The following is a 23,645-nucleotide window of genomic DNA, read 5'->3' as shown; positions in this document are numbered from 1 at the left end:
AAGACGCCAAGGCCCGCCTACGACACCGAGACCCCCGGCCTGCGCAGGCGGCCTCAGCGCGCCGCCTGCGCCAGTCCGAGCGCGTACGGCAGCCAGAACTCGCCGGCCCGGGGCTCGCCCCGGCCGCAGTCGCCGTCCGACTCCCCCGGGTTCTTGATCCACAGGTAGGCGTCCACCCCGGCCCGGCCGGTCTCGGTGGTCGGCCGCTCGCCGAGCGCGCGCCCGGGCGGGTTGCACCAGGCGGTGCCGCCCAGCGCCCCGTTACCGCTGCGGCTGGTGTCGATGACGAAGTTCTTCCCGCCCAGGGCCGTGGAGAGCCTGGCGCCGTACGCCGCGTTCCGGTCGGTGTCGTAGAAGTTGGCGACGTTCACGGCGAAGCCGTCCGCCGCCGCGATGCCCGACTTGCGCAGGGCGGTGGCCAGTTCCTCCGGGTCCTGCGCCCATCCGGGGTTGCCCGCGTCCAGGTAGACCCGCGCGTTCGGGTTCTTCTTCAGCTCCTGGACGGCGAAGGCCAGCAGGCCGTACCGCTCGGCGGCCAGGTCGCCCTTGATCCCGCAGTTGTCCAGGGTGTGCGCGACGGCGTCCGGCTCCAGCACCACCCAGGCCTTGCGGTCGCCGAGGGCCTGCGCGATGCCGGTGATCCAGGCCCGGTAGGCGGCCGCGTCGGGGGCGCCGCCGGCCGAGTACTGGCCGCAGTCGCGGTGCGGGATGTCGTACGCGACGAAGACCGCCGTCCGGCCGGCCTCGCCGGCCCGCCGGCTCACCTGCTCGGCGATCTCCCGGGCGCCCTGCTCGCCCAGCCACTGGGAGGAGGGCTGGGCGGCGATCCGCAGCAGCGTGTCGGCCTCCGCCGTCCGGCCCTGGCCGCGCAGCGCGGTCACCTGGTGGGCGGCGTTGGTCCGGTCGGAGACGTAGAAGGCCTGCCCGGGAAGCTGGGCGAGGGCCCCGCCCGCACCGGCCTGACCGGTGCCCGCACCCGGGCCGGTGCCCGCGGCCTGACCCGAGCCGGCCGCGGGAGCGGCGCCCGGTTCGCCGCCGCCCCTCGAACCGCTGCAGCCGGACGCGGCCGCCAGCACCACCCCGGCCAGCAGTACCCCCACGGCCCACCGCAACGTCCCCGTCCACCCCAGCCCGTGCACGTACCGCCCCTCCCCGGGACCGGTCCGGCGACCGGTCGGCATCAGCTAAGCACACCCGGCACCGGCCGGCGGCCACCGACGGTGAACGGCATGTGGCCGTGGGCGAACGGGACATCGAACCCGTCCGGCCCACGGCCACCGGCGCTCAGCAGCGCCCCGAACCGATCAGGAGTGCTCGGGAGTCCTCGGGAGCACCCGAGGCGCCCGCACCGGGGCTCAGGCCTGCTTCAGGTCCGGCACCTGCCAGTCGATCTCCGCGCCGCCGAAGGAGTCCAGCGCGGCGTTGATCTGCGAGAACGGGCGGCTGCCGAAGAACAGCTTGGCCGACAGCGGCGACGGGTGCGCCCCCTGCACCACCACGTGCTTGGCGGTGTCGATCAGCGGCAGCTTCTTCTTCGCGTAGTTGCCCCACAGCACGAAGACCACCGGCTCCTCGCGGTCGCTCACCGCCTTGATCACCGCGTCGGTGAACTTCTCCCAGCCCTTCGCCTTGTGCGAGTTGGCCTCGTGCGCGCGGACCGTGAGCACCGCGTTGAGCAGCAGCACGCCCTGCTCGGCCCAGTGCATCAGGTAGCCGTTGTCCGGGGCGGGGACGCCCAGGTCGGCGTCCAGCTCCTTGAAAATGTTGCGCAGCGACGGCGGCGTCTTGGTGCCCGGCAGCACCGAGAAGCTCATGCCGTGGGCCTGGCCGTTGTCGTGGTACGGGTCCTGGCCGAGCACGAGCACCCGGACCTTGTCGTACGGAGTGGCCTCCAGCGCGGCGAACTCCTGGCCGCTCGGCGGGAACACCTCGTGCTCCGCGCGCTGGGCCGCCACGAAGGCCGCCAGCTCGGCGAAGTAGGGCTTCTCCGTCTCGGCGCCCAGCACCCCGCGCCAGGACTCGGGGAGCTCCAGCCCGCCGCCCTCGCCGGCCTCGACCACGCCCGCCTCGACCGTGTCCGTCACGACATCTACCTCCCACACCGCGGCTGCTGCGCCGCACGCCCTCTTTCACCCCGAACGCTACACAGCCCCACCGACAACTCACTCCCCCGGAGCGGGCTCCGGGCGCCGGGCGGCCGCCCGCTCCACCCGCAGGTGCTCCACCGCGTTGAGCGCCACCAGCAGCACCGCGAGCACCACCAGCACCACCAGCGCCGGCAGCCGCACCATCGCGGGCAGCAGCGCCAGCACCACCGCCGCCGCCACGATCCGGGTCGTCGCGACCTGACGGAACATCATCCAGCGCGTGTACCCGAAGGTCAGCAGGTACAGCCCGCAGCCGCCGTACAGCAGCGCCACCGACCCCGCGCCGAGCGCCCGCCGCGGGTCCGCGACCGTCTCCCCGAAGCCGACCGCCACCCCGATCACCCCGGCGGCCAGCGCCAGGTGCCCGTACTGGAAGATCCTCCGGACCACGTCCCGGCGCGAGTCGGCGACCTCCACGGCGTGCCGCATGGCGTCCGCCGCGTACACGAAGTACTGCCACCACAGGCCCACCGAGATGGTGAACGCGACCGCCACGGCGGCGAGTTCGGCCGCGTCCAGCCGGGCCGAGGCCGCCGTGCCGCCGATCCCGACGATCGACTCGCCGAGCGCCACCAGCAGGAACAGAGCGAACCGCTCCGGCATGTGCGCCGGGTGGTACGCCACCACCGCGAGCCGCCGCCGGAACACCAGCGGCGCGGTCAGGTCGCCGAGCGCGGCCGCCGCCCACAGCGCGAGCCGCGGCCCGTCCGGCAACAGCCCGCCCGCCAGCAGCAGCGGCCCGCTGACCAGCACACCCACCCCGTACGGACCGCGCCAGGCACCGGGGATCCGGACCACCAGGAGCAGCAGCACCACCCGGGCCAGCCAGTACGCGGCGCCGAGCAGCACGCCCCGCCCGCCGTACGCCCCCGGGACCGCCAGCGCCATGAACAGGCCGGCCAGCCCGACCAGCAGGATGCCCAGCCGGTCCCGCAGGTTGTCCACGTCGCGGATGTTGGCCTGCACGGTGGTGCCCACCCAGCACCAGTACACCGGCACGAACACCACCAGCGCCCGGACCAGCCCGGTCATGTCGTGGCGGTGGTGCAGCAGCCCGGAGACCTGGGTGATCGCGAAGACGAAGACCAGGTCGAAGTAGAGCTCCGCCCAGGTGACCCGCTTCTCCCCCAGTCCCTGCGCTTCCCCCGTGACACCCATCCGCCTGGCCCTCCCCGCAGGTACGAAGCGGCCCCGCCCCGGCGACCGGCCGGAACGGGGCCCACGACAGCACCGCAGAGGCTAGACCAGCTCGACCAGGTCCGCGATCGACTTGACCACACGGGTCGGCCGGTACGGGAAGCGCTCCACGTCGGCGGCGGCGGTCAGGCCGGTGAGCACCAGGATGGTCTCCATGCCGGCCTCCATGCCCGCGACGATGTCGGTGTCCATCCGGTCGCCGATCATCACCGCCGTCTCGGAGTGGGCGCCCGCGGTGTTCAGCGCCTCGCGCATCATCAGCGGGTTGGGCTTGCCGACGAAGTACGGGTCGACACCGGTCGCCTTGGTGATCAGGGCCGCGACCGAGCCGGTGGCCGGCAGCACGCCCTCGGTGGAGGGGCCGGTCTCGTCCGGGTTGGTGCAGATGAACCGGGCGCCCTGGTTGATCAGGCGGATCGCCTTGGTGAGCGCCTCGAAGGAGTAGGTGCGGGTCTCGCCGAGCACGACGAAGTCGGGCTCGCTGTCGGTCAGCACGTACCCGGCGTCGTGCAGCGCCGTGGTGAGGCCGGCCTCGCCGATCACGTAGGCGGTGCCGCCCGGCCGCTGGGTGCTGAGGAACTTGGCGGTGGCCAACGCCGACGTCCAGATGTTCTCGGCCGGGATGTCGAGTCCCATCCGGGCGAGCCGGGCGTGGAGGTCACGCTGGGTGTAGATCGAGTTGTTGGTCAGTACCAGGAACGGCTTGCCGGACTCCCGCAGCTTGCTGATGAACTCGCCGGCCCCCGGGATCGGGGTGCCCTCGTGGATGAGGACCCCGTCCATGTCGGTCAGCCACGACTCAATGGGCTTGCGCTCTGCCACGTAGGTGTCTCCCTCGGTCTTGCAAAAGCTCTGAACGATCTCGCACATCGCTCCGGACCGGACACCATCGGCCGGCCGGGCGCCACAGGCTGCCCCAACGCCGACCAGCGTAGTCGGGCTGGGAATCTGGTCCAGTTCCACCTGCGCAACCTGCCGCTCCCCGCAGTTCCGTCGGAACCAGGAGCAAACGGGCACCTCGTGATTGAGTGGGCGCATGAACCCGCAGACGACCTCCCGTCCGTTCCGTGTCGGCCTGATCGGCTACGGCCTGGCCGGCTCCGCGTTCCACGCACCGCTGATCGCCACCACGCCGGGGCTGCGGCTGGACGCCGTGGTCACCGCCAATCCCGACCGGCGCGCCCGGCTGGCACGCGAGCACCCCGACGCCCGCGCCGTGGACACGCCCGAGCAGCTGCTCGCCGACCCGGACGCGCTCGACCTGATCGTCATCGCCTCCCCCAACCGCACCCACGCGCCGCTCGCCCGCGCCGCCCTTCGGGCCGGCCTGGCCACCGTGGTGGACAAGCCGCTGTCCGGCACCGCCGCCGAGGCGCTGGAGCTGTGCCGGCTCGCCGAGGACCAGGGCGTCCTGCTCTCGGTCTTCCACAACCGGCGCTGGGACGGCGACTTCCTCACCGCGAGCCGGCTGGTGCGCGGCGGCGCGCTCGGCCGGGTGCACCGCTTCGAGTCCCGCTTCGAGCGCTTCCGCCCCAAGCCCAAGCCGGGCTGGCGGGAGCTGGCCGACCCGGCCGAGGTCGGCGGCACGCTGTACGACCTGGGCAGCCACCTGGTCGACCAGGCGCTGACCCTGTTCGGGCCGGTCGAGACGGTGTACGCGGAGATCGACGTGCGGCGCGACGGCGCGGTGGTGGACGACGACGCCTTCCTCGCCCTCACCCACGCCTCCGGCACCCGCTCGCACCTGTGGACCAGCGCCGTCACCGCGCTGATCGGCCCCCGGCTGCGGGTGCTCGGCGACACCGCCGGCTACGTCAAGCCCGGCATGGACCCGCAGGAGGCCGACCTGCGGGCGGGCCTGCGCCCGGACGGCAGCCGCCCCTGGGGCACCGACCAGCCCTCGCACTACGGCACCCTCGGCACCGACGAGTCCGCGATCTCGCTGCCCACCGACCCGGGCGACTACCCCGCCTTCTACACGGGCATCGCCGCCGCCCTGACCACCCCGGGCACCCCGCCCCCGGTCGACCCGCGCGACGCGGTCGCCACCCTGGCCGTGCTGGAGGCCGCCCGCGCCTCCGCCGCGACGGGGACGGCGGTCCGCCTGAACTGAGGACGGCCGTGCGGCCCGCGTCCCCCCTCCCCGCCCCGGCCTCGTACCATGATCGCCATGAGCACCAGGGGGGAGCGGCGGGCCGCACGCAAGGCCGCACACGAGGAACGGGAGCGGCAGCTCCAGGCAGGCTCCGACCCCGGGATGATGGCGATCCAACGCAGGGCCTGGGCCCGCGGCGACCGGACCTACTTCACCGGGTGCGTGCAGGTGGCCGGGCCGGACGGCCGACCGGTCATGGTCGCGATCGACCGGCCGGGCCAGTACCGGGAGCCCGCGCAGGGCGGCTTCGTCGAGAAGCTGCTGAACGTCCTCGCCGTCATCCCCTTCCACGAGATCGTCGCCGCCGCGGTCGTCGTGCTGTTCCTGACGTCCCGCTGGCTCTTCATCGAGCTGACCGGCCGCCCGCACTTCGTGGTCACTGCCCACCCGGAGGGAGACGGCCGGCAGGTGGTCGCCCGGGCCCGGCGGCGCCCGGCCGCGATGCGGGCCGCGACGGCCGTGGTGGACGAGGTCGAGCGCGCCGGGACGGCCGCCCTCACACCCCGATGATCTCCACCGCCGAGCCCAGCCCCCGGAAGTCCGCCACGTTGCGGGTGTACAGCGGCAGCCCGTGGGCCGAGGCGACCGCGGCGATCATCAGGTCTATCCGGCGCGGGCGCGGCTGCCGCCCGGCGGCGATGGTGAGGGTGACCAGCGTCCCGTAGCGGGCGGCGGCGGCCGCGTCGAAGGGCAGCGGGTCGAAGTCCGCCATCGCCGCGCCCAGCACCTCCAGCCGGGCCGCCCGGCTGGCCGGGTCGCGGGCCATCGACACGCCCTGCTGCAGCTCGGCGAAGGTGATCGCGGTCAGCTCCGGCACGGCCGGCAGGTCGGACGGGTGGAGCAGCGCCAGGTCGATGTAGACGCACGTGTCCAGCACCCCGGCCGGCCGGCGCCGGGGCGCTCTGCGGCGCTCAGCCACGCCGCCGCTCGAACGGGTCGTCGCCCTCGTCCCCCACCAGCTCCTCGGGCCCGAAGTACTCCTCGGCCTCCTTGCGCATCTGCTGGTAGTCCACCCGCGGCAGCTTCACGTGCCGCGCCACCAGCTCCTCCGCCGTGAGCCGCCGCCGCCCCGACACCGGCCGCAGCTCCGCGACCTCGACCCCGTTCCTGGTGATGTGGAAGGTCTCCCCCGCCTCCACCGCGTCCATCACCGCGGCGGAGTTGTTCCTGAACTCCCGCTGGGTAATCGTCTTCACCTCTCCACGGTAGCCCCGCGTAGCACCCCTGGCTACACCCCGCACGAGCCCCGCGCGATCCCCCGAAACCCCGCCCACGCCGGGCCGGATCCGCTAGGTTCGATCACGATCGTTCGAACAGAGGGGGGCTTCTGTCATGACCGGCACCGGCGAGAAGGATCAGAATCCATGGCTCTACGGCCAGGACGCTCCACCCGCGCGGGATCCGCTCAGCCCACCCCGTACGACCGGGCCCTGGACGGGTGCTGCCGGCCCGTCCGTCCTGGTGCAGCCGGCCGTGCTCCAGCAGGGCGCCGGCGAATCACGCCGACTGCGGGGTGAGTTGCAGTTCTCGGTCAGCCGTGTCGAACCCGACACCGCCGCGGCCGTCCAGGCCCTGAGCGGGGGGTGGGCCAGCGGACCGGCGCTGTCGCAGGCGCTCACCTGGTGGAAGGCACGCTGGACCAGCCTCGACAACCGGCTCGGCCTGACCGCCGACCGCCTGGACGCCACCGCACGCAGCTACCACGCGGCCGACAACTCCGCCGCAGCCGACTTCAAGGGGCCGTGAACCATGGTGACCTTCGCCCTGCTCCGCCACGCCTCCTTCGCTTCCCTCGACCAGGCGGGCGGCACCTGGACCGGCGTCTCCGGCCACATGGAGCACCTCACCGGCCAGATGCGGTCCGGCGTGCTCCGGCCCCTCTCGGGCGGCGGCCCGTACACGGCCCCGGCCGCCGGGAGCCGGCCCTGGACCGGCGCGGCCGCCGACGAGGCGGTCCGGGAAATCGGGCTCCTGACCGACGAACTGCACGCTTTCCACTACGAGGCGCTGGCCGTCGCGGCCGCGTTGCACCGCGCCCGGAAGGCCTTCACCGAGGCCCAGCAGAAGCTGCTGCGGGCGATCGGCGACGCCGAGGCCCTCGGCGCGACCGTGTCCGACGACGGCACGGCCACGCTGCCCGACCTGCCGCCCGAGGAACGCAACGACCCCGAGGCGATCGCGTACCAGAAGCGGAAGTGGGACGAACTGCAGCACCACGTCCGGGACATGACCGCGGCCCTGACAGCGGCCACCGAAGCCGACAACGCCGTGGCCGCGGCCCTGCGCGCGCTCAACCCGGAGGACGTCGACCCGGCGGCGCACCCCGACGGGGCCGCCAACGCCCTGAGCGACCTGGAAGGGGCGATGGCCATGCCGACCGACCCCAAGGCCCGGAAGGAGTGGTGGGCCGCGCTCGATCCGGCCTTGCGGGCCGGGCTGCTCGCGGCCGATGCGGACAAGCTGATCAAGGCCGGGATCCTGGGGCCGACCGACTATGAGTGGTCGTCTCCGGACAAGGGAGCCGGGCCCTGGGGAGTCCGGGAACCGGGCATCGCCGACCAGATGATGCGAGTGAAGGTCGCAGCCATGGTCGGTGGCGGTGCGCTCGCCGGCTACCCGGCTGCCGCCCGCAACATGGCGCACTACCTGGACGGCGACGGAAAGCCCCTCAATCTGGCCGTCGAACCCATGCTTCGTGAAGACGCCGACTTCCAGGCGAGCGCAGCTGCCCAACTGGCCGCCAACAAGGACAAGTGGCGTCAGGCCGCGGTGGAGGCGTTCGAGAAGTCGGGAGGCGTGCCGGTCTCGATCCCCGTCGAGAGTCCGGTTGGTTCCCGGAAGTTCGAGAATCTCAACTGGTACCGGGCGATCGGAGGCCACCAGTACCTCACGTCCGGAGTGGTGACGGCCATCCCAGGGCCGGACGGCAAGCCCCAGGTGTCGCTGCAGTACCAGGTCAACGTCTGGGACCGCTACAACTGGGATGAAGGCAAGAGCACACCGATCGCCGGCACCAGCGTCACGGACCACGACATGGCGACGCTGCACCAGACGGGACTTGCCCAGGAGTTCGACATCGTCGGCACAACCAAGCCGATCACCATCCAACTCGACGACCCCACCAATCCCGGGAGGCCGACGCAGTGACGCGGAAGCAACGATGGGTGCTGCTGCTGGCGATTGTTGTGCCGCTGGCGTTGGTGGGGGCTGCGGTGGGGGGCTTGTACTGGTTGCGAGAGTGGGACCGGCATCCAGCACCGGACAGCGGGCGGCCCGGATCGTGGATGACGGTCACGTCGGAGTTCGTCACGGAGTTCTCGCGGGTTCGGCCGCCCGCGTCGGCGAGCGAGGTGCACTGGGCCTACCAGAAGGGGCTCCAGGACGACGCGGCGTTCCTCTCGTTCCGGTTGCCGCCGGGTGAGGAGGAGCGGTTCCTCGCCGATCTGAGGGTCACGGTGAAGCCGAGCTTCAAGAACTACGTCGGCGACGGCACGGTGGAAGGACTTCAGCGTGCCGGGGCGCCCGATCCGCGGGGCGCGGGACCGCTGCGGGAGGGCTCCTTCCTCGCCGAGCCGCTGCCCGGGCACAACAAGCGGCTCGCGGCAACGCTCTGGCTGGCGTCGGAGGCAGACGGGGGCACGCGGGTGTGGGTGGAGGCGGGGGATTCGCCATAGGGATTCGGTCGAGAGCGGGAACCCCGCAGCCCGCAGGTTCGTCCTGCTGGTACGTCAGGAAGCCGAGGGAACACCGGGAGGGGGAGCGCGCCGTGGCCGTTGTCGCGATGCTGCTGGGCCTGCTCCGGGTGTTGACCGGGGAGTTGGTGGCCGACAGCGGGACGCTCGCGTCCGTTGCCGCCGTCGCGGCCGTGGTGCTGGTGGCCGGGGCGGTCGCCGGGGCGCTGGCCGGGGCGCGGTTGTTGGGGGCGCGGGCGCCGGCGGCGGTGCGCAGCGGGGTGCTGCGGCGTCGGGCGTTCGGTACGGCGTTCCTTCCGCAGCGTGACCCGGACGCCCGGGGCAGGCGACGCCCCAGGGCACCGGGAGCGGCCCTGGCGGCCGCGTGATTCCGTCGTAGATCCGTAGATCCGTAGATCCGTAGATCCGTAAGACGTTCTTCGCGGCCGTCCTCCGTCGACCACTCATGTCCTGAGACCCCGGAGGGCTCGCTTCACCATGTCCGTTCTCGCCGTTCTCGACCCTGCCGTCGCCCTGGCGCACGCCGTCGTCGCCGCCGTCGCCCACCTGGTGCCGACCGCACTGGCCATCGTCCTGTTCACCGTCGCCGTCCGGCTGGCGCTGCATCCGCTGGCGCGGGCGGCGGCGCGCGGGGAGAAGGCCAGGGCGCGGCTGGCGCCGAAGGTCACCGCGCTGCGGAGGAAGCACAAGGACCGGCCGGAGAGGCTGCGGGAGGCGCTGGCCGAGATGTACCGGAAGGAGCAGGTGTCGCCGTTCGCGGGGTGTCTGCCGGTGCTGGTGCAGATCCCGTTCTTCTCGGTGATGTACCGCCTGTTCACCACCCCCAACGACCTGCTGGACCACACCCTGTTCGGCGTGCCGCTGGGCCTGCACGTCACGGGCGCGCACGGCGCCGGGCAGTGGGCGGTGTTCGGGGTGCTGTTCGCCGGGCTGGCGGCGGTCGGGGTCGTCAACTTCCGCCGGGCCCGACGCGCGGCCGCGGCCGCGACGACGGCGCAGCCCGCCCCGCAGCCGGGGGCGGGGCTGCTGCCGTACCTGTCGTTCGGTTCGGTGCTGTTCGCGGCGCTGGTGCCGGTGGCCGCCGCGCTCTACCTGCTGACGGCCGGCGTCTGGTCGGCCGCCGAGCGGGGCTGGCTGTACCGGGACGGGGCGCCGGTTCCGGCGACCCTCCCGATTGCCTGACGATCCGTCAGAAGTGGCGCAGCAGCTCGGGGAAGGCCCCGAGCTGCAGCGTCGCCTCGTCGGGTCCGAGCTCCGCGTGCTCCAGCACCCAGGTGTGCTCGTGCGGGATGAAGACGGTGCGCAGGCCGGCCCGGCGGGCGGGGGCGATGTCGGACTTGGGCGAGTTGCCGATCATCCAGGTCCGGCCGGGGTCGAGGTCGAGGTCGGCGGTGAGCTGCCGGTAGGTGTCGACCGACTTCTCGGCGACGATGTGGATGCCGCGGAAGTGGTGGTCGATGGTGGAATCGGTCACCTTGCGCTGCTGTTCGCCCTGGTCGCCCTTGGTGAGCAGGAGCAGGTGGTGGCGGTCGGCGAGGGCGGCCAGGGTGTCGGCGACGCCGGGGATCAGTTCGACGTCGCGGCTGGTCAGCGGGGTGAGCAGGTCGTCGATCCGGGCCTGCTCGTCCGCCGTGGGGGTGCGGCCGTTGAGCTGCTGGAGGCAGTCGGCGAGGCTCTGCCGGAAGACGGTGGCGCCGTAGCCGAGGGTGGCGGAGTTGACGGCCTCGATCTCGTTCAGCAGGGCTCTGGTGCGCTCCTGTTCGGCCGGGGTGGCGACCCAGTCCAGGAAGCCGTCGATGACCCGCTCGAAGAGGACGTTGTTCTCCCAGAGCGTGTCGTCGGCGTCGAAGATCAGGGTCTGGTCGGTGTGCATGCGGTGGTCTCCAAGGTCCGGTGGTCTCCGGGGAAGTCGGTCAGGCGGGCGGAAGCAGGAGGGCGGCGCGGTCGAGGGTCTCACGGAGGTTCTCCTCGGTGGTCCGGCGCTTGGCCTCCTCGACGGTGAGCCATTCCAGCGGGGACGCCGGGTTCTCGGGCCGAGCCTGCTCCGGGGTGCCGGTGGCCAGCAGGAAGCGCAGGTCGGCGTGCTCGTGCGCGGGCTCGGTGGGCGAGGCGGGGACGGGCACCACGGCGAGGTGGACGAGGGCGGGGCCGGGCCAGGGGGCGAGGTCGGGCAGGCCGGTCTCCTCCAGGCCCTCGCGCAGGGCGATGTCCAGCGGCCGGGTCTCCCCCGGGTCGCCGTGGCCGCCGACGTGCAGCCAGGCCTGCTGGCGGACGTGCCAGCGCAGCAGGACGCGGCGGGTCGGCGGGTGGACGATCAGCGCGGAGGCGGTGAAGTGGAGCGGGAAGGTGCCTCTGTTCCAGGCGTCGGCGACGTCGAGGAGGCGGCGGGCCCGCTCGTGGTCGGCGGTCTCCACCGGGCCCTGCGGGCGGTGGTCGTCCAGCAGTCGGGCCAGGTCGGGGCTCTGCGACGGGCCGCCCGTGGTCACCATGGGTCTGCACTCCTCGTTCCGTTCCGGGGCCGTGCGGACCGCGCGGACCGCGTCAACCGGCTTTGCGGGAGCGGGTGGTCGGGCCGGCGGTCGGGCCCGGGGCTTCGGGTTCCGGCGAACCCGCGCAGCCTAGCCGGGGGCGCGCGGGCGGCCCACCGGTTTTCGCCTGCGGGCGCTCGGGCCCGCTCGGACCTGCGTACGCTTCGGCGGACGTCCGCGGCAGACGTTCCACCGGAGGACGTCTCCCGTACCGCCGGCGGCATACCGGCTGGTCCGGGCGTTTCCCCGGAGGCCGTAGCCTGTGGTGATCGTTTCGGGACAGGTGGAGGGATGTCGTCATGGTGGCTGCTCCGGCGCTCGCCGAGCTGCGCGAGGTGTGCCAGCCGCAGGCCAAGCTTCAGAGCCGCAACGGCGAGCACTGGGCGGGCCGGCTGTACATGCGGCGGATCTCGCTGCGGACCACCCGGCTGCTGGTGCGCACCTCGGTGTCGCCGAACACCCTGACCTGGGTGATGGTGGTGTGCGGGGTCGGCGGCGGCGCGGCCCTGCTGATCCCGGGCCTGACCGGTGCGGTGCTGGCCGCCGTGCTGTTCCAGCTGTTCCTGCTGTTCGACTGCGTGGACGGCGAAGTGGCGCGCTGGAAACGCCAGTTCAGCATGGCCGGGGTGTACGTGGACCGGCTCGGCGCCTATCTGGCGGACGCCGCGCTGATGATCGGCGCGGGCGTACGGGCGGCCCGCGGCGGGTCGGAGCTGTGGGTGTCGGCGGGGCTGGCGGCCGCACTGGGCGTGGTGCTGCTCAAGGCCTCGACGGACCTCGTGGACGTGGCCCGTGCCCGCAGCGGGCAGCTTCCGGCGACCGAGGAGTCGACGCAGCCGCGCTCCCAGGGCATCGCGACGGCCCGCAGGGTCGCCTCGCTGTTCAAGATCCACCGGGTGACGAACGGCATCGAGGCCTCGCTGGTGCTGCTGGCGGCGGCCGCGGTGGACGCGGGACTCGGCAACCTGGGCGCCACGCGGTGGTCGCTCGCGGGCATCGCGGTGATCACCTGGGGCATGGTGGTCGCGCACCTGGCGTCGATCCTGTCCTCCTCGCGGCTGCGCTGAGCGGCCTGCGCCCCGGGGCGGGGGCCCCGAAGGCTGAGTCGCCCTGCGCCCGGGGGTCGAGGCGCCCCTCCCCCGCCCGGGGGAGGCCCCGGCGCCGAGCCCGCCGCCGGACGGACGCGGCGGGCCGGGTCCGCGCGGGAGGGTGAGGGCATGACGACCCCGCCCGCCGCCGCCACCGCCGTTCCCGCCCCGCCCCGCTGGGCCGTGCGCGCCGCCCACCTCGCCGCCGTCACCGCGCTGCCCTCCGGACTGTGGCGGCTCGGGCTGGTGGCGGGCTGGCATGGCGGGTACACCGAGGCGGGCTACCGGGCGATGGGCTTCTCCGGGGCGGGCGCGGTGTGGCCGGTCTTCCTGAGCCTGAGCACCGAGGCGCTGGCGCTGCTCACGATCGGGCTGGTCCGCCCGTGGGGCACGGTGCCGCCCCGCTGGATCCCGTTCCTCGGCGGCCGCCCGGTCAACCCGCGCGCGGTGGTCGTCGCGGCCTCGCTCGGCGCCGCCGGCCTGGCCCTGCTGTGGACGCCGTTCGCCGCCTGGTGGGCCATGCCGGGCACGGACATGACCCCACGCGGCCGCTTCCTGGTCGGCTTCCTCTACCTGCCGACCGTCGCCTGGGCCCCGCTGCTGGCGGCCGTCACCGTGTCGTACCACCGCCGGCACCGCCGGCACCCGGCGACGGCGACCGCAACAACGGCCGCACGCCCCCACGCGGCCTGAGGCGCGGCCGGCCCGCGCACGACGCCATGCAGCAGGTCTGGGCGACCGGCGAGTACGTGGTGCGCGTCGACGGTTGAGCCCGGAACGGCGGCGCGCCCTGCACGGGAAGTCGACTCTGCCGACTTCCCGTGCAGGGCGCGCCACTTCGCCGGGTTCAGCGACCGGAGGGGCTCGCGGACTCGGCGGAGGAGGCGGAGCCGGACCGGCCGGTGGCGGTGGTGGTGGCGGTACGGACGCGGCGCTTCAGGGCCATGTGCATGACAGGGCTTCCTTTCGGAGAAGAGGAGGAGACGGGAGCCGCCCGAGACGACTCGTCAGCTCAGCGGCTTACCGGGACACCAGGCGTCGCCCCAGGCCGTCGTCTGGACGCAGCTGTGGCCACCGCCCCCGTTGCCGGAGTTCGTCACCGTCGCGCCGTCGAACACGGAGGCGCCGGCCGGAGCCACTCCGCCCAGCCAGGCGGCGGCACCCAACGCGACCGCGGCCAGTGTCCGCGTCACGATTCCTCGCATGACGACAGCTCCCATCACTTCGGGGACAGTTCCACAGGTTTCGGACGTTTCCGCAGTTCCCGCGGCATCGCCCGGTCCGTGATCGTCACCCTGCCAGTCGGCGGATGGCCACGGCATCCCCCGCAAGGGATCATGAGCCTGCCTGGCAGCTTTAGGAGGCATGCGATGGAGCCCGGGACCGGCCCCGACCCGACCGCCGACGTACCCGCACTCGACAGCGCGGCCGTCACGCTCTACCGGTGGACGGTGGTGCACGAGCGCCTCACCCCCGCGACCCTCGCCCAGGCGGCGTCCGAGACCGACCTGGGCCTGCCGGAGTGCGAGGCGGCCGTCCGGCAGCTCACCGGAGCCTGCCTCTTCCAGGAACTGTTCGCCGACGACGCCCCGGCGGCCGGAGGCCCGACCGACGACGCCCCGACGGACGGGGACCCCGCAGGCAAGCGCCCGGTCGCCTGGCAGCCCGTCAGCCCCCAGGCCGCGACCGCACAGCTGCTCTCCGCGCGCGACACCGCCCTGCGCGCCCGGGAGAAGGCCCTGCGCGAGCAGCGGCGGCTCATCCAGCAGCAGCGCGACGGGCTCGCGGCGCTGGTTCCCGTCTATCTCCAGGCCCGCCAGCACGCCTTCCCGCAGGGCACCATCGACCGGCTGCCGGACAAGTTCGCGGTGCGCTCGCTGCTCGCCGACGTGATCGACTCCTGCCGCAGCGAGGTGCTGGTCTCCAAGCACGGCGGGTCGTTCCCCCCGGCCGCCCTGCGCGAGGCGCTGCCGCGCGACCTGGCGCTGCTCGACCGGGGCGTCCGGATGCGCAGCCTCTACCAGCACGCGACCCGCTTCGACCAGCCCACCCGGGTGCACGCGGAGCAGCTCATCGAGGCCGGCGCCGAGATCCGGACCCTGCCGGAGGTGCTGCCGCAGCTGATCATCGTGGACGGCTCGCTGGCCCTGCTGCCCGCCAGTTCCGGCGGCGCGCTGATCATCCGGGAGCCCGACCTGCTCTCCTACCTGCTGACGGTCTTCGAACGGGACTGGGAGAACGCAACCCCGTTCGCCAGTGGCCCGCAGGCCGCGCACGACGTCACCAAGACGATGAAGCAGAGCATCCTGGTGCTGCTCGCGAAGGGCCTCAAGGACGAGTCCATCGCCCGCCGCCTCGGCATCTCCCTGCGCACCTGCCGCCGCCACGTCTCGGACCTGCTGGACAGCCTCGGCGCGCACAGCCGCTTCGAGGCCGGCGTGGTCGCGGAACGGCTGGGCCTGACCTCGCACCCGGCGCCTGCCACGCCGCCCGTCGAAGCCGGGGAGCCCGCACCGGCGGCGCCCGTACGGACGGCAGCCTGCCCCGCCTGCGGCGAGCCGCTGACGGCACCCGCCTCCTCCCCCGACGGCCAGCGTCCGGGCGGCCGCCCGCCCCGCTACTGCTCGCCCCGCTGCCGCTCCCGCGCCTACCGGGCCCGGCAGCGGGAGGACGCGAGCGGCGTCACGTAACCCGGCGGCGGCGTGACGTAACCCGGAGCCGGGCCTGTCCGACGAGGGAGGACTTCGGCGGCAGGACGCAGAACTCGTCGCCCTCGGGATCCGCGAGGACGGCCCACGGCGCGACGGCCGGCCCGGTGGGGCCGTCGTCGTGTGCCGACCGGAAACCCGCGTGACCCGTCCGTCCCGTTCTGCTTGACTCCCCCGCCATGAGCACCTCGCACGTCCTGCCGGTCCTGCACACCCCCGACCGGTGGGCCGCCTACGACGCCGCCCGGCGGCTGCTGGCCCTCGCCGTCTCCCCCAGCGGGATCGAGGTAAGGGCGTACGCGCCGCAACTCACCCCGGCACAGGCCCGTCCGCTGCGGGCGGCCTTTCCCGAGAACGTGGGGATCCGAGGCGACCTGAGCCACCCGGAGCCCGGCGAGGAGGCGGCAGTGGAGCCGGCTCCGTTCGTCTTCAACGTGGAGGATCGGCCTGCCGGGGCGGTCGAGGAGCAGTTCCTCGACGTCGTCGGGACCGTCACCGCCTCGCTGTCCTGGGACGGCTTCGCCTGGCCCGCCGCCCCGGAACTCGGCCTGGAGCCGCGCTACAAGGACACCGCGCTCCAGCTCGTCCTCAACAACCGCAGCCTCGACTACGACGCCCCGGCGGGCGACCACACGCTGTTCATCCACTTCCGCGCGGGCGACGTCGAGCGCGCCGAGTGGCTGGCCCGGCAGGTGGGGCTGACGGCCATCGGGCCGGTGGAGCTGGGCTGGTGATCGTCCGGAAATCCGCATGACCGTCCGCGCCCGATCTGATTGACTCCCCGCCATGAGCACCTCGAACGTCCTGCCGGTCCTGCGCACCCCCGACCGGTGGGCCGCCTACGACGCCGCCCGGCGGCTGCTGGGCATCACCGTGCACCGCCGCTCCACGGAGGCGCACGGGTACGCGGACGAGCTCACGGCGGCGGAGGCCCGGCGGCTGTTCGAGGCCTTTCCCAATCACGTGTACCCGGGCAACCGGGAGCGGAGCGTCGGGCACGACGAAGTCCGGCGGCTGTTGGCGGCGGACGATCCCCGGGTGGACGCGCTGGCCCCGTTCTCGTTCCAGCTGGACGAGCAGCCCGTCGGGTCGATCGAGGACAGGTTCCTCGGCCTGCTCGGCTCCTCGCCCGCCTCACTCTCCTGGAAGGGCTTCGCCTGGCCGGCCGTTCCCGAACTGGGCCTGGATCTCCGTTCCAAGAACGCCGGTGTCCAGATCGCCCTCAACAGCAGCAACGTCGACTTCGACCGCCCGGCGGGCGACCACACGCTGTTCATCCACTTCCGCGCGGGCGACGTCGAACGCGCCGAGTGGCTGGCCCGTCAGGTGGGGCTGACGGCCATCGGCCCGGTGGGGTCGGGCTGGTAGCCGCCCGGGCATAGCCCCCGCCGGAGCGGTGTTGGGGCCGGGCATGACCAAGATTCTGGTGATCGGCGCAACCGGCAGTGTGGGCAGGCACGTTGTGGCCTCGCTGGCCGAAGGCGGCCACGCGGTACGGGCGTTGGTGCGGGACGCGTCGAAAACGCAACTCCCCAAGGGGGTCGAGGCCGTCCAGGGCGACCTGACGGAGCCCGACAGCCTGGAGCCGGCGCTGGCCGGCGGGGTGGAGGCGGTCTACCTGATGTGGCCCGGGCTGCCCGTGCAGCCCCGGGTGGTGGAGCTGATCGCCCGGCACGCCCGGCGTGTCGTCTACCTCTCGGCGGACGTGGCGGACCTCGCCGACGACGAGCCGGCCGTGATCTTCCACCAGGAGGTCGAGCGGCTGATCCGGCAGTCGGACCTGGGCTGGACCTTCGTCCGGGCGATCGACTTCGCGGGCAACCTGCTGGCCTGGGCCGACCAGGTACGGGAGGGCGTGGTCCGCTGGCCGTACGGGCGGGCGCGGCGTTCGCTGGTTCACGAGCGGGACATCGCGGACGTCGTGGTGCGGGCGCTCACCGAGGACGGGCACGAGGGCGCCGCCTACGTGGTCACCGGCCCGGAGTCGCTCTCGCACGCCGAGCTGGCCGGGATCATCGGCGAGGAGCTGGGCGTCGCGGTGCGGTGGGAGGAGCTGCCGCCGCAGACGGCCCGCGAGCAGCTGACGGCGGCCTGGGGGAACGCGGCGTTCGTGGAGGCCCGGCTGCGCGCCTGGGAGTCGTTCACGCGCGAGCCGGAGCGGGTGACCGGCACCGTGCAGGAGGTGCTCGGGCGTCCGCCGCGCGATGTCCGCAGCTGGGTGCGGGATCACGCGGCGGACTTCCGGTGGGCCGGGGCCGAGGCGACCGCCGTCAGTAGCGGACGGCCTTGACCACCACCGGCAGCAGGGTCATGTCGGCCGGCTGCCTGCTGAAGGCGACGGGCTGGGCCTTGCCGTTCGCCGGGACGTTCTCGGCGCCGACGACGGCGCTGTCCACCGCCTTGCCGCTGCTGTCGGTGAAGTCGACCTGGACCGCGTAGGAGGCCGCGTTGGGCCCCGAATTCTGGATGGTGACGACCACGGCGTGCAGGCCTCCGGTGTTCTGCCGCGCGAGGCCGGTGATGGTGATGTCGTTCACCGCGTTGCCGCCGTCCGGTACCCCGCTGAGCACCGAGGTGGCCTTCTCCCTGGTCATCGCCTGCTGGGCCGAGACGGACGCCTCGAAGGCGGACGCCGCCGCGGCGTTGGAGGCGGCGGCTTCGGAGGAGGCCACCGCCGCCGAGGCCGCCGCGGCCGACGCCGAGGCGAGCAGCGACTCCGCGGCGGAGGCGATGGCGGAGGGCGGCTCGCCGGAGAAGGCGCTCGCGTTGGGCGGGGTGGCCGGCGGTGAGCCGGCCGCCGTGCCCGACGGGCTGCTGCCGCAGGCCGCGAGCACGACGGCACCGGATGCCGCCGCGATCAGCGCGACCGTGCGCTGCACCGTCCAGCTCCGGGCCGGTGGCCGGTCGCCGCCCGGGGAACGGACGAGCGGCGGACGCCCGGGCAGCGGGCGGTGGCCGGTTCGGCCGTGGCTGGGGGGACTGTGGAGTTCACGCACCGAGGATCCCTCTCCTGGTCGGAGTTCGGCGGCCGAGGGGCCCGTACGTCCCCATGCTTGGCAACATCCCGCTCCACAGCGACAGCTCCTGACCCGTCCGAGTGGGCCGGACCGCGCGAGCGCGGACCGGCAGGGACCCGGACGGGTCCGAGGACAGGCCTCGGGAGCCCGCGAAACTCCAGGAGTCCCGGGAGCCTCAGGAGCCGATGGTCAGCACCGCCTTGCCGTGCAGCCGGCGCCCGAGCAGGGCGTCGACCGCCTCGGCCGCGTCGTCCCAGTCGCCGCGCCAGGTGATGCCCGGGTCCAGCTCGCCCGCCGCCACCCGGTGGGCGAGCCAGCCGAGGTCGCGGTCGAGGCCGGCGCAGGCGAGCAGGTAGAAGGAGACCACCGAGCGGTCGTGCCGGGCCGCGTCGCCGAAGAGGGTGCCGAACGCGAAGTCCTCCCCCTGCCCGGAGCTGTGGCCGGTGGCGACCAGGGTGCCGCCCGGGGCCAACGCCTGGTAGGCCTCGACCAGTTGGGGGCCGCCGACGAGGTCGACCACACCGTCGACCGGTCCGGCGGTCTCCTTCGGAGAGGCGATCACCTCGTGGGCGCCGAGGCCGCGCAGCAGTTCGCCGTTGCGGGCGGGCGAGCCGGTGGACGCCACGACGTGCGCGCCCGCCACCCGGGCGAGCTGGACGGCGTAGCGGCCGACGCCGCCGGTGGCGCCGGTGACCAGGACGCTGCGGCCGAGCAGCGGGCCGATGCGGTGCAGCGCGCGCAGGGCGCTGGCGGCGGCGACCGGGATGGTGGCGAGGGCGCCGAGGTCGGCGCCGGCGGGCGCGACGCCGATCAACCCGGTGTCCACCGCCCGCAGTTCGGCCCAGCCGCCGGCGGGCATCAGGGTGACCACCGGGGTTCCCGCGGCGGGGCCGGAGCCGTCGGCGGCGGCGCGTTCCACGATTCCGGCGGCGTCCCAGCCGAGGACGGTGCCGTCGGGGGCCGTGTCCAGGCCGAAGGCGACCTCGCCGTAGTTGAGCGAGGTCGCGGTGACCCGGACCAGCGCCTGGTGGGGTGCCGGTTCGGGGTCCGGAGCCGTGCCGAGGCGCAGGCCGCCGGGGGCCGAGCGGTCGACCAGGAGTGCACGCATGGAAAATCCTCCCCAAAATTCTGCCACTGAGTGGCATAAGCCTACAGGTGGCACTACGGTCCGGACTAGACTGACCGCGATGACTCCCGAGAAGGCCACCGCCACGGCACCGGAGCGGGGCGCCGGACAGGCCCCCGAGACCCCGGGCGCCACACTCCCGCTGCGCGAGCGCAAGAAGCTGCGCACCCGTCAGGCGCTGATCGACACCGCCCTGGAGCTGTTCGGCGAGCACGGCTTCGACGGGGTGACGCTGGACCGGCTGTGCGAGGCCGTCGAGGTCTCCAAGCGGACCTTCTTCCGCGCGTTCACCAGCAAGGAAGACGTCGCGATGGCCCCCACCCAGGACCTGTGGGCGATGTTCCTGGAGGTACTGGAGAGCCGCCCGCCGGGCGACGGCAGGCTGATGGCCGTCCTGGAGGAGACCCTCGCCGAGGCGATCGACCGGATGCCGGCCGACGGCTGGGCCGAACGCGCCCTGGCGAGCCGCCGGCTGGCCGCCCGGACGCCCTCGATGGACGCCCACGGACTGGCCTTCTGCGAGCGGACGACCCGGGAGGCGGTGTCGACGGTCAGCCGCCGGTTCGTCCTCGACGGACCCCCGGCCGGCGCCGGGCTGCGCGCCCGGCTGGCGGTGGACATGCTGGTCGCCGCGTTCCACCAGGCGATGGACGGCTGGGTGGCACAGCCGTCCGGGCACACCCGCGCGGACCTCGCGCGGCGACTCCGGGCGGCCTGCGCCGAACTGCCGGGCGCGCTCGCGGCGACGGTCGAGCCGCGACGGGGCTGAGCAGGGCCGAGCAGGGTCGAGCGGCGCCGGACAGGCCTACGCGGCCCGCAGGGAGTCGAGCCAGCGCAGCAGGCGAGCCCCTTCGCGGGTCATGACCTCCGGGTCGCGCAGGGCGTTGGCGAGCAGGGACATGCCCTGGTAGCCCGCGACCAGGGTGAGCGCCAGGCCGTCCGGGTCGGGCAGGCCAAGCTCGCGGAACTGGCCCGCGGCCCAGTCGAGCAGCCGCCGGATCACCGCGCCCGCCTCCGCGTCGAGGTCCCCGTCGGCGCGCTTGTCGAGTTCGACGGCCAGGGTGCCGGTCGGGCAGCCGTGCCGCGCGGCGGTGTCGCGCCGGCCGACCCAGGCCTCGACCAGCGCCTTGAGGCGGTCCAGCGGGTCGGGCAAGCGCTCCAGCCGGTCGGTGAGTTCGTCCAGGTGTGCGCTGTGCTCGGAGAGCGCGGCGCGGACCAGCTCGTCCTTGGTCTTGAAGTAGTAGTAGACGTTCCCGACCGGGACGTCCGCCTCGCGCGCGATGTCGGCGAGGGTGGTGCGTTCGACGCCCTGTTCGTGCAGGACCCGGGCCGCGGCCGCGGTGAGCCGCCGGCGCTTCTGCGACGCCGCCGTACGCCGGTTCACTGAGTCAGTCATCCGACTGACTATAGACAGCCGCCCGGGAAGGCGGCTACGGTCTCCCCCGGGCCAGTTCTAAGTCAGCCAACTAACTCATTCATGGGGGCGGAAATGATCACAGTGACGGGCGCGACCGGCAACGTCGGCCGGACGCTGGTGGAGCTGCTGGCCGAGGCGGGCGAGCAGGTGGTCGCCGTGTCCCGGCAGCCGCAGCCCGCCCACCCGGCGGCCGGGGTCCGCTGGGCCCGGGGCGGCCTCGGCGACGCCGCCGGCCTGCGCCCGGCCCTCGAAGGGTCCCGCGCGCTGTTCGTCCTGCTGGGCGGCGAGCTCAACAGCCACGGCGAGAGCCCGGACGCCCTGCTGAGGACGATCGCGGACGCCGGGGTGGAGCGGATCGTCCTGGTCTCCTCGCAGGTCGGCGCCACCAGGCCGGACGCGCCCTCGCACGCCCGGCTGCGGGAGTTCGAGGCCGCCGTCCGCACCTCCGGACGGGACTTCACCGTCCTGCGCCCCGGCGGCTTCGCCTCCAACGCCTTCGCCTGGGCAGAGACGGTCCGTACGAAGCGGACGGTCTTCGCGCCGTTCGGCGAGGTGGCGCTGCCCGTCGTCGACCCGGCGGACATCGCGGCGGTCGCCGCGGCCGTGCTGCGCGAGGACGGGCACAGCGGCCGCAGCTACGAACTGACCGGCCCCGAGGCGATCGGGCCGCGCCGGCAGGCCGAGGTCATCGCCGAGGCACTGGGCGAGGAGGTGGCCTTCGTGGAGCTGACCCGGGAGCAGGCCCACGCCCACCTGGCGCAGTTCATGCCGGAGCAGGTGATCGCCGGGACCCTGGACGTGCTCGGCGCCCCGCTCCCGGCCGAGCAGGCGGTCAGCCCGGACGTGGCGGCCGTGCTGCACCGCCCGGCCGCACCCTTCCGGGCCTGGGTCGAGCGCAACCTGCCGGCCTTCCGGTAGAGCCGGCGCGGCAGTCCCGGGCGCGCACGAAGCGCACGAAGCGCACGAAGCACACCAAGCGCGGCGCGCGCCCGGGACGGGGCTCACCCGGGCAGGGCTCAGGCGGTGGCCGGCTTGGCCGCCTCGGCGTCCGCCGCCTCCGGGGCCGGAACGGCCCGCAGCTGGGGAGCGGGCGGCGCGGGGATGACGGCGGCGACGGCGGCCGCGATCAGGGCGACGCCGCAGCCGATCACCAGGCCGACCCGGAAGCCGCTCTCCGAGGGCAGGGTGTGGCCGCCCAGGGTGACGGTCATCTGCGACAGCACCACGCCCATCACGGCGGCGGACACCGAGGTGCCCAGCGAGCGCATCAGGGTGTTGAAGCTGTTCGCCGAGGCCGTCGCGGACAGCGGCACCGCGCTCATGATCAGCGCGGGCATCGCACCGTAGGCCAGGCCGACGCCGCTGTTGCAGACGATCGTCACGATCAGCACGCCCCAGGTGGAGCCCATCAGCGGCAGCGCCAGCCCGTACCCGACGGCGATCGTCAGCGCCCCGGCGACCAGGGTGAACTTCGGTCCGCGCGCGGCCGACAGCTTGCCGCCGAACGGGGAGACGACCATCATCATCAGCCCGCCGGGCGCCATCCACAGGCCCATCGCCAGCATCGACTGCCCCAGCCCGTAGCCGGTGGCCGTCGGCAGCTGGAGCAGCTGCGGCACGATCAGCGCCTGGGCGTACATGCCGAAGCCGACCAGGACGGAGGCGGCGTTGGTCAGCAGCACCCTCGGGCGCGCGGTGACCCGCAGGTCCACCAGCGGGTCGGTCACGCGCAGCTCCCAGCGGGCCCAGAGCATCAGGATCGCCGCGGAGGCGGTGAACAGGCCGAGGGTCCCGGTGCTGCCCCAGCCCCAGTCCCCGCCCTTGGAGACGGGCAGCAGCAGGCAGACCAGGCCGACGCTCAGGCCGATCGCGCCGACGAAGTCGAAGCGGCCACCGGCGGGGCGGCCGGCCGGCGCCGGGGCCGGGATGACGGTCCAGAGCATGCCGATGATGACGACGGTCAGCACGGCGGTGCCCCAGAACAGCACGCGCCAGCTGGCGTAGTCGGCGACGCCGGCCGCGATCGGCAGGCCGAGGCCGCCGCCGATGCCCATGGAGGCGCTGACCAGTGCGATCGCCGAGCCGAGCCGCTCGGGCGGCAGGACGTCGCGCAGCAGGCTGATGCCGATCGGCACCAAGCCCATGCCCATGCCCTGAAGGGCCCGTCCGGCGATCATCGGCACCACGGAGTCGGCCACCGCACACAGCACCGAGCCGAGCAGCAGCGGGACGCAGGAGGCGATGAGCATCGTCCGCTTGCCCAGGAGGTCGCCGAGGCGGCCGCTGATCGGGACGAAGACGGCGGCGGAGAGCAGGGTCGCGGTGATGACCCAGGAGGCGTTGGACGCGGTGGTGTGCAGGAGTTGCGGGAGCTCACTGATCAGTGGGGTGACCAGGGTCTGCATGATCGCGGCGACGGTGCCGGTGAAGGCGAGCGTCGCGACGATCGGACCGGTGCGGGGAGCGGGGGCGGGGCCGTTGATGACGGGCCTCCTCGGGCAGTCGAAGAGCAGGAGTGTGCCCAAAACACACGATGTGCATGAAACACAAGACGGTCAGCTTACACATGA

Annotated in this window: 28 protein-coding genes; 15 read left to right on the top strand and 13 right to left on the bottom strand. The window is 73.8% G+C overall.

The window, feature by feature from the left end; translation table 11 throughout:
* Positions 1-53 precede the first annotated feature (53 nt).
* From ACIRRH_RS19095 to ACIRRH_RS19080, 4 genes are all read right to left on the bottom strand, one after another.
* A complete protein-coding gene (locus ACIRRH_RS19095; RefSeq protein WP_403068367.1) occupies positions 54-1,139 on the bottom strand; it encodes a glycoside hydrolase family 6 protein in 1,086 nt (361 codons plus the stop codon).
* 216 nt (positions 1,140-1,355) lie between these two features.
* A complete protein-coding gene (locus ACIRRH_RS19090) occupies positions 1,356-2,084 on the bottom strand; it encodes a uracil-DNA glycosylase (protein WP_403068364.1) in 729 nt (242 codons plus the stop codon).
* A gap of 78 nt (positions 2,085-2,162) precedes the next feature.
* On the bottom strand, positions 2,163-3,305 hold the full coding sequence (locus ACIRRH_RS19085; RefSeq protein ID WP_403068361.1) for a low temperature requirement protein A: 1,143 nt from the start codon (positions 3,303-3,305) through the stop codon (positions 2,163-2,165).
* Between the two features lie 81 nt (positions 3,306-3,386).
* A complete protein-coding gene (locus tag ACIRRH_RS19080) occupies positions 3,387-4,166 on the bottom strand; it encodes an HAD-IIA family hydrolase (protein ID WP_403068359.1) in 780 nt (259 codons plus the stop codon).
* A 214-nt stretch (positions 4,167-4,380) separates the two neighbouring features.
* Between ACIRRH_RS19080 and ACIRRH_RS19075 the strand changes: the two genes are divergently transcribed.
* On the top strand, positions 4,381-5,457 hold the full coding sequence (locus ACIRRH_RS19075) for a Gfo/Idh/MocA family oxidoreductase (protein ID WP_403068356.1): 1,077 nt from the start codon (positions 4,381-4,383) through the stop codon (positions 5,455-5,457).
* A gap of 57 nt (positions 5,458-5,514) precedes the next feature.
* Positions 5,515-6,009 carry a hypothetical protein gene (locus ACIRRH_RS19070; RefSeq protein WP_403068353.1) on the top strand — a complete coding sequence of 165 codons (495 nt, stop codon included), beginning with the start codon at positions 5,515-5,517 and terminating at the stop codon, positions 6,007-6,009.
* Here ACIRRH_RS19070 and ACIRRH_RS19065 read toward each other — a convergent pair.
* Both ACIRRH_RS19065 and ACIRRH_RS19060 read right to left on the bottom strand, forming a co-directional pair.
* Positions 5,996-6,418 (bottom strand): type II toxin-antitoxin system VapC family toxin, encoded by a 423-nt coding sequence (locus tag ACIRRH_RS19065; RefSeq protein ID WP_403068350.1) that lies wholly within the window; start codon positions 6,416-6,418, stop codon positions 5,996-5,998. The two genes, ACIRRH_RS19070 and ACIRRH_RS19065, sit on opposite strands and share 14 nt — an antisense overlap.
* Complete coding sequence (locus tag ACIRRH_RS19060; RefSeq protein ID WP_063349249.1) at positions 6,411-6,695, bottom strand: type II toxin-antitoxin system Phd/YefM family antitoxin; 285 nt, start codon at positions 6,693-6,695, stop codon at positions 6,411-6,413. The genes ACIRRH_RS19065 and ACIRRH_RS19060 overlap by 8 nt, the downstream gene beginning before the upstream one ends.
* 136 nt (positions 6,696-6,831) lie before the next feature.
* Here ACIRRH_RS19060 and ACIRRH_RS19055 point away from each other — a divergent pair, with 136 nt between their 5' ends.
* The 5 genes from ACIRRH_RS19055 (at position 6,832) to ACIRRH_RS19035 (ending at position 10,373) form a co-directional block, all read left to right on the top strand.
* Positions 6,832-7,245, top strand: a complete 414-nt coding sequence (locus tag ACIRRH_RS19055; RefSeq protein ID WP_403068347.1) for a hypothetical protein — start codon at positions 6,832-6,834, stop codon at positions 7,243-7,245.
* A 3-nt stretch (positions 7,246-7,248) separates the two neighbouring features.
* Positions 7,249-8,646: a hypothetical protein gene (locus ACIRRH_RS19050; RefSeq protein WP_403068344.1), complete on the top strand. Its 1,398-nt coding sequence runs from the start codon at positions 7,249-7,251 to the stop codon at positions 8,644-8,646.
* A 17-nt stretch (positions 8,647-8,663) separates the two neighbouring features.
* Positions 8,664-9,173: a hypothetical protein gene (locus tag ACIRRH_RS19045; protein WP_403068341.1), complete on the top strand. Its 510-nt coding sequence runs from the start codon at positions 8,664-8,666 to the stop codon at positions 9,171-9,173.
* Positions 9,174-9,265: 92 nt separating this feature from the next.
* Positions 9,266-9,559 carry a DUF6412 domain-containing protein gene (locus ACIRRH_RS19040; protein WP_363385871.1) on the top strand — a complete coding sequence of 98 codons (294 nt, stop codon included), beginning with the start codon at positions 9,266-9,268 and terminating at the stop codon, positions 9,557-9,559.
* 109 nt (positions 9,560-9,668) lie between these two features.
* Positions 9,669-10,373 carry a YidC/Oxa1 family membrane protein insertase gene (locus ACIRRH_RS19035; RefSeq protein WP_403068337.1) on the top strand — a complete coding sequence of 235 codons (705 nt, stop codon included), beginning with the start codon at positions 9,669-9,671 and terminating at the stop codon, positions 10,371-10,373.
* 7 nt (positions 10,374-10,380) lie between these two features.
* On the opposite strand, the gene ACIRRH_RS19030 is transcribed toward ACIRRH_RS19035, so the two are convergent.
* Positions 10,381-11,064, bottom strand: coding sequence for an HAD family hydrolase (locus ACIRRH_RS19030; RefSeq protein ID WP_403068334.1), 684 nt, complete (start codon positions 11,062-11,064; stop codon positions 10,381-10,383).
* Positions 11,065-11,104: 40 nt separating this feature from the next.
* Positions 11,105-11,680: an NUDIX hydrolase gene (locus tag ACIRRH_RS19025; RefSeq protein ID WP_403068331.1), complete on the bottom strand. Its 576-nt coding sequence runs from the start codon at positions 11,678-11,680 to the stop codon at positions 11,105-11,107.
* A gap of 338 nt (positions 11,681-12,018) precedes the next feature.
* Between ACIRRH_RS19025 and ACIRRH_RS19020 the strand changes: the two genes are divergently transcribed.
* Positions 12,019-12,786 (top strand): CDP-alcohol phosphatidyltransferase family protein, encoded by a 768-nt coding sequence (locus ACIRRH_RS19020; protein ID WP_403068328.1) that lies wholly within the window; start codon positions 12,019-12,021, stop codon positions 12,784-12,786.
* Between the two features lie 150 nt (positions 12,787-12,936).
* The gene (locus ACIRRH_RS19015; protein ID WP_403068325.1) at positions 12,937-13,500 is read left to right on the top strand and encodes a hypothetical protein; all 564 of its coding nucleotides are present in this window, start codon (positions 12,937-12,939) and stop codon (positions 13,498-13,500) included.
* 314 nt (positions 13,501-13,814) lie between these two features.
* On the opposite strand, the gene ACIRRH_RS19010 is transcribed toward ACIRRH_RS19015, so the two are convergent.
* The gene (locus ACIRRH_RS19010) at positions 13,815-14,000 is read right to left on the bottom strand and encodes a hypothetical protein (RefSeq protein WP_403068322.1); all 186 of its coding nucleotides are present in this window, start codon (positions 13,998-14,000) and stop codon (positions 13,815-13,817) included.
* A gap of 177 nt (positions 14,001-14,177) precedes the next feature.
* Here ACIRRH_RS19010 and ACIRRH_RS19005 point away from each other — a divergent pair, with 177 nt between their 5' ends.
* The 4 genes from ACIRRH_RS19005 (at position 14,178) to ACIRRH_RS18990 (ending at position 17,805) form a co-directional block, all read left to right on the top strand.
* Positions 14,178-15,497, top strand: coding sequence for a LuxR C-terminal-related transcriptional regulator (locus tag ACIRRH_RS19005; protein ID WP_403068319.1), 1,320 nt, complete (start codon positions 14,178-14,180; stop codon positions 15,495-15,497).
* Between the two features lie 197 nt (positions 15,498-15,694).
* Positions 15,695-16,249 (top strand): hypothetical protein, encoded by a 555-nt coding sequence (locus ACIRRH_RS19000; RefSeq protein ID WP_403068316.1) that lies wholly within the window; start codon positions 15,695-15,697, stop codon positions 16,247-16,249.
* 52 nt (positions 16,250-16,301) lie between these two features.
* The gene (locus ACIRRH_RS18995; protein WP_403068313.1) at positions 16,302-16,883 is read left to right on the top strand and encodes a hypothetical protein; all 582 of its coding nucleotides are present in this window, start codon (positions 16,302-16,304) and stop codon (positions 16,881-16,883) included.
* A gap of 43 nt (positions 16,884-16,926) precedes the next feature.
* Entirely contained in the window at positions 16,927-17,805 is an 879-nt protein-coding gene (locus tag ACIRRH_RS18990) for an NmrA family NAD(P)-binding protein (protein WP_403068310.1), read from the top strand.
* On the opposite strand, the gene ACIRRH_RS18985 is transcribed toward ACIRRH_RS18990, so the two are convergent.
* Both ACIRRH_RS18985 and ACIRRH_RS18980 read right to left on the bottom strand, forming a co-directional pair.
* Positions 17,786-18,394 carry a hypothetical protein gene (locus tag ACIRRH_RS18985; RefSeq protein WP_403068307.1) on the bottom strand — a complete coding sequence of 203 codons (609 nt, stop codon included), beginning with the start codon at positions 18,392-18,394 and terminating at the stop codon, positions 17,786-17,788. The two genes, ACIRRH_RS18990 and ACIRRH_RS18985, sit on opposite strands and share 20 nt — an antisense overlap.
* A gap of 313 nt (positions 18,395-18,707) precedes the next feature.
* Positions 18,708-19,640, bottom strand: coding sequence for a zinc-binding dehydrogenase (locus ACIRRH_RS18980; protein ID WP_403068305.1), 933 nt, complete (start codon positions 19,638-19,640; stop codon positions 18,708-18,710).
* A 79-nt stretch (positions 19,641-19,719) separates the two neighbouring features.
* Here ACIRRH_RS18980 and ACIRRH_RS18975 point away from each other — a divergent pair, with 79 nt between their 5' ends.
* Positions 19,720-20,427, top strand: a complete 708-nt coding sequence (locus ACIRRH_RS18975) for a TetR/AcrR family transcriptional regulator (protein ID WP_403068302.1) — start codon at positions 19,720-19,722, stop codon at positions 20,425-20,427.
* 36 nt (positions 20,428-20,463) lie between these two features.
* Here ACIRRH_RS18975 and ACIRRH_RS18970 read toward each other — a convergent pair whose 3' ends face one another.
* Positions 20,464-21,054, bottom strand: a complete 591-nt coding sequence (locus tag ACIRRH_RS18970; protein WP_403068299.1) for a TetR/AcrR family transcriptional regulator — start codon at positions 21,052-21,054, stop codon at positions 20,464-20,466.
* A gap of 93 nt (positions 21,055-21,147) precedes the next feature.
* On the opposite strand from ACIRRH_RS18970, the gene ACIRRH_RS18965 reads away from it, so the two are divergent.
* On the top strand, positions 21,148-21,993 hold the full coding sequence (locus ACIRRH_RS18965) for an SDR family oxidoreductase (RefSeq protein ID WP_403068296.1): 846 nt from the start codon (positions 21,148-21,150) through the stop codon (positions 21,991-21,993).
* A gap of 98 nt (positions 21,994-22,091) precedes the next feature.
* On the opposite strand, the gene ACIRRH_RS18960 is transcribed toward ACIRRH_RS18965, so the two are convergent.
* Positions 22,092-23,558, bottom strand: coding sequence for an MFS transporter (locus ACIRRH_RS18960; protein WP_403068580.1), 1,467 nt, complete (start codon positions 23,556-23,558; stop codon positions 22,092-22,094).
* Between the last annotated feature and the right edge of the window lie 87 nt (positions 23,559-23,645).

The organism is Kitasatospora sp. NPDC101235 (assembly GCF_044767505.1).
Taxonomy (GTDB): domain Bacteria; phylum Actinomycetota; class Actinomycetes; order Streptomycetales; family Streptomycetaceae; genus Kitasatospora.
The sequence above is the reverse complement of the archived record's forward strand: the minus strand, read 5'-3'. Positions and strand labels throughout refer to the sequence as shown.